Raw genomic sequence first — 16,163 nt, 5'->3', positions numbered from 1 at the left:
ACGCTAACACCAATTCCTAGTCAACGCTAGGTTTTTGACGCAAAAATCTAGCGTGCGCTCGAATTTCGTTATAGAACGGAGGGGAAGGAACCCGGCGGCCACCGATGCAGGTGCGCGAGACGACCCGGGGATACGGTGAGACGATGACCGAGACCACCTCCGCCGCAGCGCGGAAGGGGACCGCTCCCACGCGGACGCGCAAGCCGCGCGGCGAGTATGCGAAGTCGGCGGCGACGCGGACGGCGATCCTGGATGCAGCCCTCGAGGTGTTCGCCGAATCCGGATATCGAGCCGGATCCCTGCGGGAGGTCGCCGAGCGCGTGGGCATGAGCGAGGCCGGGCTGCTTCACCACTTCCGAAGCAAGAGCGCACTGCTTCAGGCGGTGCTCGACCACCGAGACGACCTGGCGCGCGAACTCGTCGACTTCGACGTGCCCGACGGCGTCGAGGCCCTGCGCGGCCTCGTCGCGCTCGCCCGGCACAATGCGTCCATCCCGGGGGTCGTCGAGCTCTACTGCACGCTTTCGGCAGAGGCGACGTCGTCCGATCATCCCGCCCACGGGTACTTCGTGCAGCGATACGAATACGTGCGGGAGAGCACCACCCGCGCCTTCGCGCGCATCGCCTCCGCCGATCGGCTGCTGCCGGGGGTCGACCCGCGACGTGCGGCGGTCGCGACGATCGCGCTCATGGACGGCCTCCAGGTGCAATGGCTCCTCGACCCGTCGTCGACGGACATGGCCGAGGCGCTGGCGGAGTTCTTCCGCGGCATGATCAGCGGCTACGACCTCGCGGGGATCGAAGCGGTGCTCGATGCGAGATCGGGCGGCGCTGAACCCGCGGACGGCGCCGGGGCGGACCCGGGACCCGCGGAGGCCGACGGCTCCCGCGAGGTCGGCGCGTGATCCGGCAGCCGTTCCTCGAGGGCTGGACCGTCGGTCCCAAGCTCGGTGCCTTCGAGGCGCCCACGCCCGAGTCGGTCCCGCGGCCCGTCCGGCTGCCGCACGACGCCGTGCGCGACCTGCCGCGGTCCTCCGGCAGCGACCAGGGCGTGCACACCGGCTACGTGCAGGGCGGGGTGTTCGAGTACGCGAAGACGATCGACGTACCCGCTTCGTGGCGCGACAAGACGGTGCGGCTCGAGTTCGAGGGTGTCTACCGTGACGCGGTCGTCTTCGTCAACGGCGACGCGGTCGTGCACGAGCCGAACGGCTACAACGCCTTCGAGGCGGTGCTGGACCCGTATCTGCGCCACGGGGAGGCGAACCGCATCACCGTCGAAGCCCGCGCGCACCGCGACAGCCGATGGTACTCCGGCGCGGGCATCTATCGTCCCGTGCACCTCGTCGTCGCCGATCCGGTGCACATCCCGCTCGACGGCACCGTCGTCACGACCCCCGACATCGACGCCGACCGTGCGATCGTGAACGTGGCGACGACCGTGCGGAACGGCTCGCGCCACACGCGCACGCTGCGGCTCACGTGGACGGTCGCGGGACCCGACGGCGCGCAGGTCGCGACCGGGTCAGCGCCCGTGACCGTGCTCCCCGGGAGCGAGGCCGTCGCACGGCTCCGCCTCGCGGTCGAGGCGCCGGCGCTGTGGAGCGAGGCGTCGCCCGCGCTGCACCGGGTGCGCACCGCCCTCACGGCCGAGGACGGAACCGAGCTGGACACGGATGCCGCGAGCTTCGGCATCCGTCGCCTCCAAGTGGACGCGCGGCGCGGCCTGCGGATCAACGGCGAGCCCGTGATGCTCCGGGGCGCCTGCGTCCACCACGACGGCGGGCCGCTCGGCGCCGCCACCTTCGCCGACGCGGAGGACCGGCGCGTGCGGCTCCTCAAGGAGGCGGGTTTCAACGCCGTGCGCAGCGCGCACAACCCGATGAGCCGCGCGATGCTGGACGCGTGCGACCGGCACGGCGTGTTCGTCATGGACGAGCTCACCGACACCTGGACACGGTCGAAGGTGGCCTTCGACGCCGCGCCGGGGTTCGCCGAGCGATGGCGGCACGACGTCGACGCCCTCGTCGCGAAGGACCTCAACCACCCGAGCGTCATCATGTACTCGATCGGCAACGAGATCCTCGAGCTCGCGTCGCCCGCCGGGTCGGCGTGGAGCAGGCGCCTGGCCGAGCGGATCCGCGAGCGCGACGACACCCGTCTGGTCACCAACGGCATCAACGGCATCATCGCCAACCTCGACCGCATGCGGGAGGCCGATGGCGGGCCGGAGGGCGAGGGCGAGCCCACCGATCCGAACACCATGATGGCGACGATGGGCGACGTGATGGCCCGCGCCAACGCGTCGGAGCTCGTGACGGCGTCGACCGAGGAGTCGGCGTCGGTGCTCGACGTCGTGGGGTTCAACTACGCGGAGTCCCGCTACGAGCTGGATGCCGAGCTGTTCCCGAACCGGGTCATCGTGGGCTCCGAGACCTTCCCCTCCCGGATCGAGAAGATGTGGGAGCTGGTCCAGCGCCTGCCGCACGTCATCGGCGACTTCACCTGGACGGGGTGGGACTACCTCGGTGAGGCCGGCATCGGCCGCGTCGACTACACCGATGAGCACGGCTATCAGCCGACCGGGACCGCCGGACCGTTCCCGCATCTGCTCGCCGGCTGCGGCGACCTCGACATCACCGGCCACCGCCGCCCCGCCTCGTACTACCGCGAGATCGTCTTCGGGCTGCGCACCGAGCCGTACCTGGCGGTGCATCCGCCCCGGCACCACGGCCGGCCCACGGCGACCACGCCGTGGTCGTGGGACGACTCGGTGTCGTCATGGACGTGGGATGCCGCGCCCGGCGCCCCGGTCACCGTCGACGTCTACGCGCCCGCGGAGGAGGTCGAGCTGCAGCTCGACGGCGTCTCGCTGGGCGTGGCGCCGGTCGGCGCCGAGAAGTCGTTCCGTGCGCGCTTCGAGACGGAGTACCGGCCGGGCGAGCTGGTCGCCGTCGCGCGCTCCGGCGGTCGCGAGGTCGGCCGCACGACGCTGCGCACCGCGGCGGACACCGCCCTCGTGGCGATGGCCGAGCGCGACGAGATCACGACGGACGGCCTCGGCTTCGTCCGGATCCTCCTCGCCGATGCGAACGGGGTCGTCGCGTGCGACGCCGATCGCGCGGTCACCGTGACGGTCGAGGGCGATGCCGAGCTCGTCGGCCTCGGCACCGGGCGCATCCGCACCGAGGAGTCCTTCGCGGGCCCCGCCGTCACGACGCACGACGGGCGGGCGCTCGCGATCGTGCGGGCGACGGGGCCGGGACGGGCGACGGTGACGGTGGCGGCCGACGGCCTGGCCGCGGCATCCGTCACCCTCACCGTCTCCTGACGCGGACCGCGGTGCCGCGCGGCGACGTCAGCTCGCGCGGCGGACGCGCACGTCGCCCTTGTCCTCGGGCACGACGCGGATCGGGGTGGTGCCGGCGACCTCGTCGCTGAACTCCTCGGGAGCGATGACCGAGAGGGGGCGCGTCTCGTCGAGCGTCAGGCGGAACCGCCTGTGCTCGTGGCGGTGGAGCCGGCCCGAGACGAAGAGCCAGGTCGCACCGATCGCGAAAGCCACGAAGGCCGCTGCCGCGCCGAGGAGGATCGCCACGCGCGGACCCCACTCCGCCGCCACCCATCCGACGATGGGTGCGCCGATCGGCGTGCCGCCCATGAGGATCGCCATGTACAGGGCCAGCACCCGGCCGCGCAGCACGGGATCGGTCGTGGTCTGCACGTAGCCGTTGGCGGTCGTCATCATCGTCACCACGGCGAAGCCGGTGAACATGAGCGTGACGGCATACAGCCAGTACGAGGGCATGAAGGCTGACACGAGGGCGGCGAACCCGAACATCGCCGTGCCGGCGATGAGCACCCGCAGCCGCGCGCGATCGCGCCGTGCCGCCATGAGGGCTCCGGCGACCGAGCCGATGGCGAGGATCGAGCTCAGCAGTCCGAAGCCGTCGGCCTCCTTGCCGAACTCGACCGCCATCGTCGAGGCCAGGATCGGGAAGTTCATGCCGAACGCGCCGATGAGGAACACCATCGCGAAGGTGACGATCAGGTCGGGTCGCCCGGCCACGTAGCGGAAGCCGTCGGCGAGCCGCGACGACTGGGGCGCCTTCACGCGCGGGATGAGCTCGTGGGTGCGGATGAGCACGAGCGCGGCGAGCATCGCGAGGAAGGTAACGGCGTTGGCGACGAACACCCACCCGGTTCCGACCGCCACGATGACGATGCCGGCGACGGCCGGGCCGATCATGCGGGCGCCGTTGAACGACGCGGCGTTCAGCGCGACGGCGTTGGAGGCGTTCTCGCGTGCCACGAGGTCCGACACGAACGCCTGGCGCGCCGGGTTGTCGAACGCGGCCACGACGCCGAGGGCGAGGGCGAATGCGTACATGATCAGCAGGTTCATGACGCCGGCGAAGATCAGCGCGCCGATGCCGAGTCCGAGGATCAGCAGCAGGCTCTGCGTCACCAGCAGGAGCCGGCGGCGGTCGAACCGGTCCGCGACGAGGCCCGTCACGCCGACCAGCAGCAGCGGCGGCGCGAACTGCAGCGCCATCGTGACGCCCATCGCGGCGGCGTCGTTGTCGGTGAGCTCGGTGAGCACGACCCAGCTGATGGCCGTCGCCTGCATCCACGCGCCGATGTTCGACACCAGCGCGCCGATGAACCAGACGCGGTAGTTGAAGGCGGAGAAGGACCGGAACATCGCGCTCATCGATCGACCATCCGCTGCATGATCTCGGCGGCGGCCTCGAGCGTCTCGCGCTCGCGCGCGGTGAGCTGGGCGAGGGATGCCTCGACCCACGCGTCGCGGCGGCGCGCGGTCTCTTCGACGACCGCCTCGCCCTCGGGTGTGAGTGAGATGACGACCTTGCGGCCGTCCCGCTCGTCGGCGCCGCGCACGATGTAGCCGGACTCCTGGAGGCAGTTGACGGTGCGGTTCATCGAGGGAGCCGAGACCCGCTCCCGCTCGGCGAGCTCGCCGAGCGTGTGGGGACCGTGCACCTTGAGGGCGGCGAGGACGGCGAACTGGCCGTCGCTCATCGAGTCGACGGCGCGCTGCGTGCGCATGCGCCGCGCGAGACGGAAGATCGCGATCCGGAGGCGGGAGGCGGCAGGGGAGAGGTCCGGCTGGTCGACGGCGCTCGGGCCGGTCGCTGTCGTGGTGGTCTCGTCGCTGCTCATACGGTTAGTTAGCTTAGCTCATTAGTCTTGCTAAACAAAGTCGGAAAGCGGATGCCGCGCCCCGGCGCGCACCGCATGCGGCGGGCGGCGGCATCCGTCCGCATAGACTCCTGCGCATGCCCGAGTTCATCGATGCCCACGGCATCACGATCTTCTTCGATGTCCACCCGGCGAAGACCGAGCCGCGGGCTGTCGTGCAGCTCCTGCACGGCATCGGTGAGCACGCCGGGAGGTACGCGGCCCTCATCGAGGCACTCACCGGACAGGGCTGCACCGTCTACGCGGCCGACCACCGCGGCCACGGCCGCACCGGCATGGCGCAGCACGGCGGCGATGCCTCTCGGCTCGGCCACCTGGGTCCCGGGGGCCTGCGCGCCGCACTGGCCGCCATGTGGCAGTTCACCGAGCACATCCGCGCCGAGAATCAGGAGCTGCCGCTCGTGCTGCTGGGGCATTCGGGCGGATCGATCCTCGCGCAGATGCTGGTCAACGCCCACCCCGACGCGTATGACGGTCTCGTCCTCACCGGCTCGGCCCTGCGGATGCCGCGCTGGATCCGCACGACCGCGCTCAACAAACCGTGGGACGGGCCCGGTGCGATGGGCACGGAGTGGCTCTCGAGCGATCTCGCCGTGGGGCGCGCGTTCCTGGACGACCCCTTGACCACCAGCGAGGACCCGCTCAAGCTCATCGGGATTTCGGACTCCCTCCGGATGTACGGTCTTCCGCTGCGCGACTCGCCGCGCGACCTGCCCACCCTGCTCATGGTGGGGCGAGACGACCGGGTCGGCGGCCCGCGCAGCGTCCACCGGCTCGCCGACGCGTACCGGACGCGCTCGGGGTTCACCGACGTCACGACCCTCGTCTACCCGGGCGCGCGCCACGAGATCTTCAACGAGGTCATGCAGAAGGATGTGCGCGCCGATCTCCTCGCGTGGCTCGACCGGCGGTTCCCGGCGAAGGGCTGATCGCCCCGGCTCGGCAATAGGCTGAGCGGATGCACGGCGAATACAAGGTGCCCGGCGGGAAGCTCGTCGTCGTCGACCTCGCGGAGCGCGATGGCCGCATCGCGGACTTCCACCTCGCGGGCGACTTCTTCCTCGAGCCGGACGACGCGCTCGACGACATCGACGCCGCGGTCAACGGCCTCCCGGTCGAGGCGGACGTCGCCGCGATCGCCGCGGCCGTGCGCTCCGCGCTCCCCGAGGGGGCCCAGCTGCTCGGCTTCACGCCCGAGGCGGTGGGCACGGCGGTGCGCCGGGCCTTGGTCACCGCGCCCGGCTGGCGGGACTTCGACTGGGAGATCGTGCACGAGCGCCCGGTCTCGCCGCGCATGAACCTGGCGCTCGACGAAGTGCTCACCGCCCGGGTCGGCGACGGCCGGCGGCGCCCGACGCTGCGCATCTGGGAGTGGAACGAGAACGCCGTGGTCATCGGGTCGTTCCAGTCGCTGCGCAACGAGGTGGATCCGGAGGGTGCCGCGCGCCACGGCTTCGACGTCGTGCGCCGCATCTCGGGCGGGGGCGCCATGCTCATGGGCGCGAACTCGATCATCACGTACTCGCTCTACGTCCCGGCATCGCTCGTCGCCGGTCTCACCTTCGCGGACTCGTACGCGTTCCTCGACGACTGGGTGCTGCAGGGGCTGCGCGCCCTGGGCGTCGACGCCACCTACCAGCCGCTCAACGACATCGCCTCGCCGCAGGGCAAGATCGGCGGCGCCGCGCAGAAGCGACTGGCGAACGGGGGAGTGCTGCACCACGCGACGCTCAGCTACGACATGGACGGCCAGATGATGACCGAGGTGCTCCGCATCGGGCGCGAGAAGCTGAGCGACAAGGGCACGACCTCGGCCGCGAAGCGCGTCGATCCGCTGCGTCGCCAGACCGGGCTGCCGCGCGAGGCGATCATCGCCAAGCTCGAGCAGACGTTCACGAAGCTCTACGGCGCCGTGCCCGGGCGCATCGCCGAGGACGAGTACGCCGAGGCGGAGGCGCTCGTGGAGTCCAAGTTCGCCACCGACGCGTGGCTGCGCCGGGTGCCGTGACCGACGACGGCCCGGCCCCCGCGCCCGCCGAGGGGGCCGTCGAGATCCACGAGGGCGACAACCTCGATGTCGTCCGCGGCTTCGCCGACGCCTCCTTCACGCTCATCTACCTCGACCCGCCGTTCAACACCGGCCGCACGCAGGAGCGGGCCGTCGAGACGGCGCGGACGCGGCATCCGTCCCCCGTCGAGCAGGCGGCGGAACCCGCCGGGATCGTGCGACGCGGGTTCCACGGGCGCGAGTACGAGCGGATCCGCGGCGACCTTCGCGCCTACGACGACCGGTTCGACGACTACTGGGGCTTCCTCGAGCCGCGACTGCTCGAGGCGTGGCGGCTTCTCACCGACGACGGCACCCTCTACCTCCACCTCGACTACCGCGAGGCGCACTACGCCAAGGTGCTCATGGACGCCCTCGTGGGGCGGGAGCGGTTCCTCAACGAGCTCATCTGGGCGTACGACTTCGGCGCCAAGACGCGCAAGCGCTGGCCGACCAAGCACGACACGATCCTGGTGTACGTGAAGGATCCGCGGGCGTACTGGTTCGACTCCGACGCCGTCGACCGCGAGCCCTACATGGCGCCGGGGCTCGTCACGGCGGAGAAGGCCGAGCGGGGCAAGCTGCCCACCGACGTCTGGTGGCACACGATCGTGCCGACGACCGGGCGTGAGAAGACCGGGTATCCCACCCAGAAGCCCGAGGGCATCCTGCGCCGCATCGTGCAGGCGTCCTCGCGCCCCGGCGACCGTGTGCTCGACTTCTTCGCGGGGAGCGGCACCACCGGCGCCGTCGCGTCGTCACTCGGCCGCGACGCGGTGCTCGTGGACCACAACCCCGAGGCGATCGCGGTCATGCGACAGCGGATGCCGCGCGCCCGCGTGGTCGCGGACTGACCGGGCGGCCGGCGGGCCGGGCGACCGGCGGAATATACCCCTCCGCGAGGCGGTCGTCGAGCCTCCGCGGCGCCGGGGCGCGGCATCCGTCACCCGCTCTAGGGTGGGAGCCATGCGCTTCGGAACCTTCATCCCCCAAGGCTGGCGATTCGATCTCGTGGGCATCGACCCCTCCGCCCACTGGGAGGTGATGAACGGCCTCGCGCAGCGCGCGGATGCAGGCCCGTGGGAGTCGCTGTGGGTGTACGACCACTTCCACACGACCCCGGTGCACTCGGACGAGGCGACGCACGAGGCGTGGACGCTGATGGCCGCCTTCGCGGCCTCGACCAGCCGCATCCGTCTCGGCCAGATGTGCACGTGCATGGGCTACCGCAACCCCGCGTACCTCGCGAAGGTCGCCGCGACGGTCGACATCGTGTCGGGCGGCCGCACCGAGATGGGCATCGGCGGCGGCTGGTACGAGCACGAGTGGAACGCGTACGGCTACGGGTTCCCGCCGGTCCCCGAGCGGCTGCGGATGCTCCGCGAAGGCGTCGACATCATGCAGCAGGCGTGGACCACCGGCCGGGCGACGCTCGACGGCCGGCACTACCAGGTCGACGGCGCGATCGTGCAGCCGCTGCCGCTGCAGGACGGCGGCATCCCGTTCTGGATCGCCGGCGGCGGCGAGAAGGTCACGCTCAAGATCGCCGCGAAGTACGCGTCGTACACGAACTTCTCGGGATCGCTCGAGGACATCGACCGCAAGAGCGCCGTGCTGCGTGAACACTGCGACGCGCTGGGACGCGACTTCTCCGAGATCACGCGCAGCTCGAACTTCAACACGATCGTCGGGGCGACCGAGGGCGAGGCCCGCGAGCGGCTCGCCGTCGTCAAGGAGCGGCTGCTCCCGCACGTCGGGCAGGAGCGGGCCGACCACATCGAGCACGAGTACCTCGCGTCGCCCGGGTTCGGCTCGGTGGAGCAGGTCGTCGAGCAGCTCGCCGAGCGCGAGCGGCACGGCATCGCCTATGCGATCCACTACTTCCCCGAGGCGGCCTACGACGTGTCGGGCATGGAGCTGTTCGAGCGCGAGGTCGTTCCGGCGCTGCGCTGATCGACGCTTCGTTCAGACGAGCGCGCGGACGCTGCGGTAGCCGTCGCCGATGACGTCGGAGGCGGATGCCTCGCCGCCGAAGACGCGCGTCGTCCCCGGCGTGCTCGACCAGGCCGGCCAGCCGGGGTCGTCGCCGCGCACCAGCGCCACCGCGGCGCCGTGGAGCGCGGCGGCGATCCGCCGCGGGGGCGCGTCTCCCGCGATCGCGGCGACGCCGGGCTCGTCGAGACAGTCGAACCAGAACGGCACGTCGAGGCAGTGCAGGGCCCACCGCCTCGTCGGCGAGGGCCACGAGAAGCGATACACCCAGGTGGGCGCTGCGCCCCGCGCCTCGGCGACCCTCGCCACCGTGGAGCGGAAGATCGCGTCGGTGACATAGCGGCCGAGCACGGCGGCCGTGCCCTTGCGCCGCTGCGCCGCGTTGTCGGCGAGGTAATCGCGGCGGCGATCGCGCGGCACGCCCAGCCTCGAGAGCGCGAGACCGGCCGGGACCAGGCGCAGCGCGCGCGCCGCCCCGTCCAGGACCATCGTGAACTCGTCGTCCGTCGAACCCAGCACGAGCGGCTTGTCGGCGCCGACGCCGTCCCGCAGCGCGGCGACCGTCGGCTGCGGCACGAGGTCTCCGTCGACGGCGGGGCCCCACGAGAGCCCGTCGTCCAGCATGGCGCGGACGCCGGCGAGGCGGTCGCGCGAGGGGGCCTGGCTCGCCTTCGACTGCAGCCCGTGCAGCGTCGCCTCCGGCACCGAGGCGAAGCCGTCGCGCGTCGGGGCGACGCCCGCGAGCGCGGCGAGCCGGGCCGAGGCGGCCTCGGCGCGCTCGGGCGGCACGTCCGCCAGGGCGGCGGACAGCGCCCACGCCGAGTGGAACAGATGCTGGGCGGCCGGCAGCGCGAGCAGCCGCAGCACCGCGCCTCCGCCGGCGGACTGGCCGGCGATCGTCACACGCGAGGGGTCGCCCCCGAAGTTCGCGATGTCGTCCTGCACCCACTGCAGCGCCGCGAGCCAGTCGCGCACGCCTCGATTGGACGGGGCGCCGTCGATGCGGCCGAATCCGTCGAAGCCGAGGCGGTACGAGATCGTCACGGTGACGACGCCGTCGCGGTTGAAGGCGCGGCCGTCGTACCAGGGACTCGCGGGTGAGCCGGAGACGTAGCCGCCCCCGTGGATCCACACGAGCACCGGCAGCGGCGTCCCGGTCGCGCCGGGTGCCGGCGTGAAGACGTTGACGTTGAGCGTCGACTCGCCCGGCACCGACGGCTCGGGGATCAGCGTGATCCCGGTGTCGCCGCGCTGCGCGGTCGCGCCGAACTCGAGGGCGTCGCGAACCCCCTCCCACGGGTCGACCGGCACGGGAGCGGCGAACCGGAGGTCGCCGACGGGAGCCTTGGCGAACGGGATGCCGAGGAACGCCGCCGACCCGCCGGCGCCGGGCTCGCCGCGCCAGGCGCCGCGGACCCGTCCGGTCGTCGTGCGTGCCTCGGCGTACCGGATGGTCGTGGTGGTGTCGGTCATCGCTTCTCCGTGGTGAGCAGTTCGAACAGGGCGTCGATCGTTGCGGCCATGTCGACGTCGGGCTGCTGCATCCACTGCAGCTGCAGTCCGTCGGCGACGGCCTGGAAGATCCTCGCGAGCGTCGCGGGGTCGATCCGGTCCGTGATCTCGCCCGACTCCTGCCCGGCGGCGATCGCTGCGGCGAAGTAGCCGCGCAGGGTCTCGCCGCGCTCCACGAAGAACCGGTGGGCGGGATGCTCCGGATCGGCGGCGTCGACCGACAGCCGCGCGAAGAGCTGCACGAGCCCCGGGACCTCGGCGTTGTGACGGACGATCCCGACGTACCCGTCCCGGAGCTCGCGGAGGTCGGCCGGCGCGGCCTCCGGTGAGGCCGTCGCGGCGTCGAGCCCCATGTCGGCCGAGTCCCGTTCGTCGCGCTTGCGGAGGATCTCGGTGAACAGCTCCTCCTTGCCCTCGAAGTAGTGGAGGAGTCCCGCCTGGCTGAGGCCGACGGCATCCGCCAGCTCTTTCACCGACGCGCCTCGGTAACCCTCACGGGCGATGACCTCCAGCGCGCGCGTGAGGATCTCCTCGCGCTTGGCGACCCCCTTGGCGTAGGAGCCCCGCCGCCCCGTGCCGTTCTCTGCCATAGCTCACAGTAAACCCGAACGGTGCTCGATTTCTCCGGCGGGGCTCGTCAAGGACCGGCTGCCGGGTCGGATGCCTCGGCCCGGGCGGTCGCGGGGACCGAGGGCCGAGGCATCCGTCGTCGTCAGCTCTTCAGGAAGGCGAGCAGCGCCTCGTTCACCTCGGCGCCGTGCGTCCACAGCAGGCCGTGCGGCGCGCCTTCGATCTCGACGTAGGTCGCGTCGGGGAGGAGCTCCTTGAAGCGCCGGGCGGTCACGTCGATCGGCAGGATGTTGTCGGCCGTGCCGTGGAGGATGAGCGCCGGCACGTCGATCGATCCGATGTCGCCGCGGAAGTCGGTCGGCCACGTCAGCGGCGCCGCGGCGATCGCGGCGTTCCCCGCGTAGCTCGCGACCTGGACGCTCGCGTCGAGAGCCTCCTGCGAGATGCGGGTGCCGAGGTTGTCGTCGAGGTTGTAGAAGTCCTTGTAGAACCCGGCGATGAACGCGTAGCGGTCCTCGCGCACCGACTGCGCGATGCCGTCGAAGAACTCCTGGGGGCCGGCGCCGCCCGGGTTGTCGTCGGTCTTCAGCAGGTACGGCTCGAGCGACCCGACGAAGGCCGCCTTCGCCACGCGGCCGCTGCCGTACCGCGACAGGTAGCGTGCGATCTCGCCGGTGCCCATCGAGAAGCCCACCAGGACCGCGTCGCGGAGGTCGAGGTCCTCGACGAGGGCGTGCAGGTCGGACGCGAACGTGTCGTAGTCGTAGCCCGACCCGGCCTTGGTCGACGCGCCGAAGCCGCGTCGGTCGTAGGCGATGACGCGGTAGCCGGCGTCCAGGAGCGCCGCCTGCTGCTTGCCCCACGACTCGCCGTTGAGCGGGAACCCGTGGATCAGCACGACCGGCTGCGCATCGGCCGGTCCCTGATCGGTGTAGTAGATGTCGATGTCGACCGAGTTCTCGGTTCCGACGGTGATGTACGCCACGATCGCTCCCTTACACGCGCGGACCGGATGCCCGCGCACCAGGTTCGACGCTAAGCGTCCCCGATCCATTCCCGCCAGGTCTTGCGCCGGCTCGCCGGCGCCCCTTCCCCCGGTCTTCACCTGCGCTGAATGCAGGCGTCCACGCGACATCGGCGTACGTTCAGCGCAAGTGAAGCATGAGGCTGTGGGGGGCGAGTCAGTCGCGGGCGGCGCCGGCGGACGGGGCCACGGTGAAGATCGTGGGGGCGGCGAAGCCGGCGGACGCGAAGGCGGCGGTTGCGGCATCCGTCACGGCCTGCACCCGATCGCGGGCGACCAGGGCGATCGCCGCACCGCCGAAGCCGCCGCCGGTCATGCGCGCGCCGACCGCGCCGGCCGACAGCGCCGCCTCGACTGCGGTGTCGAGCTCGGGAACCGAGATCTCGAAGTCGTCGCGCATCGACGCGTGCGACGCCACCAGCAGGTCGCCGATCGCGGTCGGCCCCTGCTCGCGGAGCGTGCGGACGGTGTCGAGCACGCGCTGGTTCTCGGTCACGACGTGGCGCACGCGGCGGAGGGTCACGTCGTCGACGAGACCGGCGAGGCGCGGCAGGTCGGCGGGGGTGATGTCGCGCAGCGCCGGAACGCCCAGCGCGGCCGCGCCCCGCTCGCAGGCGGCGCGGCGCTCGCCGTAACCCCCCGTGGCGTGGGAGTGCTTCACGCCGGTGTCGATCACGACCAGCTCGAGCCCCGCGTCCGCGAAGCCGAGGTCGATGATCTGCGCCTCGAGCGAGCGGCAGTCCAGGAAGATCGCGGCATCGGCACGGCCGAGCAGCGACGCCATCTGGTCCATGATCCCGGTGGGCGCCCCCACGGCCTCGTTCTCGGCGCGGCGGCCGACCTTGGCGAGGGCGACGCGGTCGAGGTCGACGGCCCAGGTCTCGGCCAGGGCGACGGCGGTCGCCCCCTCGATCGCGGCCGACGACGAGAGGCCGGCGCCGACCGGCACGTCGGACGCGAAGGCGAGGTCGACGCCCGGCACGCGGGACGGATCGATTCCGGATGCCGCGAGCAGCGCCCACGCGACGCCCAGCGGGTAGCGCGCCCACTCGGGGACCTCGTCGCGCCGTTCGGGGAACAGCGTGTGCAGCTCGGCGAGGCCCGCTTCGACGGCGCTGCCGTCGAAGGTCGAGACGACACGGATGCGATGGTCGTCGCGGAGGCCCAGCGCGACGTGCGTCCGATGCTGGATCGCGAAGGGCAGCACGAACCCGTCGTTGTAGTCGGTGTGCTCGCCGATCAGGTTCACGCGGCCCGGAGCCGACCAGGTCCCCGTCGGATCGGCGGCGAAGCGCTCGGCGAACAGGGCGATCGCGGCGTCGGCGGTGCGGGTGTCGGTGGCGGTCACGGGGTCTCCTCGGGGACGGCGGCGACGGCTTCGCGCAGCCTTGCGGCGGCCGTCTCGGGCGGGATGTCGCCGATCCAGGCGCCCATGGCGGCCTCGGAACCGGCGAGGAACTTGAGCTTGTCCGCGGCGCGACGCGGCGACGTCAGCTGCAGGTGCAGTCGGGCGGTGTCGCGGCCACGGTGCACGGGCGCCTGGTGCCAGGCGGCGATGTACGGCGTCGCCGAGTCGTACAGGGCGTCGACGCCGCGGAGCAGCCGCAGATAGAGGGGCGCGAGCTCGTCGCGCTCGGCATCCGTCGTCTCGGCGAAGTCCGCGACGTGACGGTGCGGCAGCAGATGGATCTCGATCGGCCAGCGCGCGGCGAACGGCACGAACGCCGTCCAGTGCTCGCCCTCGAGGATCACGCGCTCGCCCGCACGCTCGAAGGCGAGGATGCGCTCGAACAGGTCGGGGCCCTCGCGATCGATCGACGCGAGCAGGCTCGTCGTGCGGGGCGTGATGTAGGGGTACGCGTAGATCTGCCCGTGCGGGTGGGGGAGCGTGACGCCGATCGCCTCGCCGCGGTTCTCGAACGGGAAGACCTGCTCGATGCCGGGAAGCGCCGACAGGGCAGCGGTCCGGTCGGCCCACGCCTCGATGACGGTGCGCGCCCGTGTCGCCGTGAGCGAGCCGAACGATCCGGCGTGCTCGGGGCTGAAGCACACGACCTCGCAGCGTCCCACGCTCGTGCGCGTGCGGCCGAGCCCGGGGGCGTCGAGGTCGTCGAGGTCGCGGGGCGCGTCGACGCCTGCCGGCGCGTCGCCGTGCGCGACCGCCAGGGCGGGCCCGAACGACGGCGACTTGTTCTCGAAGACGGCGACGTCGTAGCTGGACGGGATCTCGGACGGGTTCGTCGGCGTCTGCGGAGCGAGCGGGTCCAGGTGAGCGGGAGGCAGGAACGCACGGTTCTGGCGCGCCGCGGCGATCGAGACCCAGTCGCCGGTCAGCACGTCGCGCCGCATCGTCGCGGTCTCGGGCCGCGGTGCGAGCTCACGTGCGTCGACGGCGCGCTCGGGCCCGAGGGTCGTGCCCGGGTCGTCGTAGTAGATGAGCTCCCGGCCGTCGGCCAGTCGCGTTGCGCGCTTGACGACGCCGGCGCTCAGCGCCTGCACGGCCAGCTCTGCCGTCGAGGCGGCGACCATGGGGTCGAAGTCCGGTGTGTTCACGTCAACATGGTAGCCAGAGCGCTATGTTAGCGTCAACACGGTTTCGGGATTCGCGCTGCGGTGGCGAGCGCATGGGCCGGGGAGCGAGGAGTTCGAGGATGACGACGAGACGCGTCTCGATGGCAGACGTCGCCGCCCGCGCCGGCGTGTCGGGGCAGACCGTGTCGCGCGTCGTCAACGCCAGCCCTCGCGTCGACCCCGAGACGCGCGCGCGCATCGAGGCGGCGATGGCCGAGCTGGGCTACCGCCCGCACCGCGCCGCCCGGGCGCTGCGGACCGGCCGCACGCAGACGATCGGGCTGGTCGTGTCGACGCTCGCGTCGGTGGGCAACTCCCGCATGCTTCAGGCGGTGGCGGATGCCGCGGCCGCCCGCGGCTACGCCCTCACGGTCGTCACGCTCGGCGCCGAGGGCGACGTCGCCGCCGCGTTCGGGCGGCTCGTCGACCAGGCCGTGGACGGCGCGATCGTGCTGAACGAGGCCACCGAGCGCGTGCGGGAGGCGGACCTGCGCGCGGCGGGGCTGCAGCTCGTGGTGGTCGACTCGCCGCGCGACGACCGCTTCGGTGTCGTCGAGACAGATCACGCCGGCGGTGCGGGCCAGGCCGGCCGGCACCTCCTGGACCTCGGGCACCGGACGGTGCACCATCTCGCCGGACCGACGGGCTCGTTCGCCGCGGCCGAGCGGGAGCGCGGCTGGCGCGAGGCGCTCCTGCAGGCGGGCGCGGCGGTGCCCCCGGTCGTGCGCGGCGACTGGACGTCCGCGTCGGGGTCGGCTGCGGCATCCGCTCTCGTCGATGCCGGCGCGACCGCCGTCTTCGCCGCGAACGACCAGATGTCGCTCGGGCTGCTGCGGGCCTTCGCCGACGCGGGGCGTGCCGTGCCGGGGGACGTCAGCGTGGTCGGGTTCGACGACGTGGCGGATGCCGCCGACTACCGCCCGCCGCTCACCACGGTGCACCAGGACTTCGACGCGCTCGGCTCGCTCGCGGTGGCCGCGCTCGTCGACGGCATCGAGGCCGGCGCGGCCGCGGCCTTCCTGACCGTGTCGACGCGCCTCGTCGTGCGCGCCAGCACCGCGCCGCCCGCCCGCTGAGGGGCGGGTCCGGGTCGTGAGAGGCGCCGCTTTCGGGTGGCGGGTGGCGCCGCTTTCGGGTTGCGGGTGGCGCCGCTTTCGGGTTGCGGGTGGCGGGCGCTCCGGGTCGCGGGTGGCGCGGCTCTGGATTTCGGACTTCGCGAGGGTT

At 72.3% G+C, this 16,163-nt stretch carries 14 protein-coding genes; 7 read left to right on the top strand and 7 right to left on the bottom strand.

Annotated features, from left to right (window positions below):
- The first annotated feature begins 143 nt into the window (after positions 1–143).
- Complete coding sequence (locus ACWGUG_RS00335) at positions 144–905, top strand: TetR/AcrR family transcriptional regulator (protein WP_378884931.1); 762 nt, start codon at positions 144–146, stop codon at positions 903–905.
- Positions 902–3,331 carry a glycoside hydrolase family 2 TIM barrel-domain containing protein gene (locus tag ACWGUG_RS00330; protein WP_452323470.1) on the top strand — a complete coding sequence of 810 codons (2,430 nt, stop codon included), beginning with the start codon at positions 902–904 and terminating at the stop codon, positions 3,329–3,331. The genes ACWGUG_RS00335 and ACWGUG_RS00330 overlap by 4 nt, the downstream gene beginning before the upstream one ends.
- A gap of 27 nt (positions 3,332–3,358) precedes the next feature.
- On the opposite strand, the gene ACWGUG_RS00325 is transcribed toward ACWGUG_RS00330, so the two are convergent.
- Positions 3,359–4,714 carry an MFS transporter gene (locus ACWGUG_RS00325; protein ID WP_336394521.1) on the bottom strand — a complete coding sequence of 452 codons (1,356 nt, stop codon included), beginning with the start codon at positions 4,712–4,714 and terminating at the stop codon, positions 3,359–3,361.
- Complete coding sequence (locus tag ACWGUG_RS00320) at positions 4,711–5,184, bottom strand: MarR family winged helix-turn-helix transcriptional regulator (RefSeq protein ID WP_336394522.1); 474 nt, start codon at positions 5,182–5,184, stop codon at positions 4,711–4,713. The genes ACWGUG_RS00325 and ACWGUG_RS00320 overlap by 4 nt, the downstream gene beginning before the upstream one ends.
- A 116-nt stretch (positions 5,185–5,300) precedes the next feature.
- Here ACWGUG_RS00320 and ACWGUG_RS00315 point away from each other — a divergent pair, with 116 nt between their 5' ends.
- From ACWGUG_RS00315 to ACWGUG_RS00300, 4 genes are all read left to right on the top strand, one after another.
- Entirely contained in the window at positions 5,301–6,152 is an 852-nt protein-coding gene (locus ACWGUG_RS00315) for an alpha/beta fold hydrolase (RefSeq protein ID WP_452323469.1), read from the top strand.
- A 29-nt stretch (positions 6,153–6,181) separates the two neighbouring features.
- On the top strand, positions 6,182–7,231 hold the full coding sequence (locus tag ACWGUG_RS00310; RefSeq protein ID WP_452323468.1) for a lipoate--protein ligase family protein: 1,050 nt from the start codon (positions 6,182–6,184) through the stop codon (positions 7,229–7,231).
- The gene (locus ACWGUG_RS00305; RefSeq protein ID WP_452323467.1) at positions 7,210–8,124 is read left to right on the top strand and encodes a DNA-methyltransferase; all 915 of its coding nucleotides are present in this window, start codon (positions 7,210–7,212) and stop codon (positions 8,122–8,124) included. The genes ACWGUG_RS00310 and ACWGUG_RS00305 overlap by 22 nt, the downstream gene beginning before the upstream one ends.
- Positions 8,125–8,236: 112 nt before the next feature.
- The gene (locus tag ACWGUG_RS00300) at positions 8,237–9,223 is read left to right on the top strand and encodes an LLM class F420-dependent oxidoreductase (protein ID WP_378884945.1); all 987 of its coding nucleotides are present in this window, start codon (positions 8,237–8,239) and stop codon (positions 9,221–9,223) included.
- Positions 9,224–9,235: 12 nt separating this feature from the next.
- On the opposite strand, the gene ACWGUG_RS00295 is transcribed toward ACWGUG_RS00300, so the two are convergent.
- From ACWGUG_RS00295 to galT, 5 genes are all read right to left on the bottom strand, one after another.
- Complete coding sequence (locus ACWGUG_RS00295; protein WP_452323466.1) at positions 9,236–10,735, bottom strand: carboxylesterase/lipase family protein; 1,500 nt, start codon at positions 10,733–10,735, stop codon at positions 9,236–9,238.
- Positions 10,732–11,364, bottom strand: coding sequence for a TetR/AcrR family transcriptional regulator (locus tag ACWGUG_RS00290; RefSeq protein WP_336394527.1), 633 nt, complete (start codon positions 11,362–11,364; stop codon positions 10,732–10,734). The genes ACWGUG_RS00295 and ACWGUG_RS00290 overlap by 4 nt, the downstream gene beginning before the upstream one ends.
- Before the next feature lie 122 nt (positions 11,365–11,486).
- Positions 11,487–12,329 carry an alpha/beta fold hydrolase gene (locus ACWGUG_RS00285; RefSeq protein ID WP_452323465.1) on the bottom strand — a complete coding sequence of 281 codons (843 nt, stop codon included), beginning with the start codon at positions 12,327–12,329 and terminating at the stop codon, positions 11,487–11,489.
- Between the two features lie 196 nt (positions 12,330–12,525).
- Positions 12,526–13,716, bottom strand: a complete 1,191-nt coding sequence (galK, locus tag ACWGUG_RS00280) for a galactokinase (RefSeq protein ID WP_452323464.1) — start codon at positions 13,714–13,716, stop codon at positions 12,526–12,528.
- Positions 13,713–14,897, bottom strand: coding sequence for a galactose-1-phosphate uridylyltransferase (gene galT / locus ACWGUG_RS00275; protein WP_452324175.1), 1,185 nt, complete (start codon positions 14,895–14,897; stop codon positions 13,713–13,715). The genes galK and galT overlap by 4 nt, the downstream gene beginning before the upstream one ends.
- A 122-nt stretch (positions 14,898–15,019) precedes the next feature.
- Here galT and ACWGUG_RS00270 point away from each other — a divergent pair, with 122 nt between their 5' ends.
- Positions 15,020–16,015, top strand: a complete 996-nt coding sequence (locus ACWGUG_RS00270) for a LacI family DNA-binding transcriptional regulator (RefSeq protein WP_452323463.1) — start codon at positions 15,020–15,022, stop codon at positions 16,013–16,015.
- Positions 16,016–16,163 lie beyond the last annotated feature (148 nt).

This window comes from Microbacterium sp. NPDC055455 (assembly GCF_053619935.1).
Note: the sequence above shows the minus strand (reverse complement) of the source record. Positions and strands in the feature narration are given on the sequence as shown.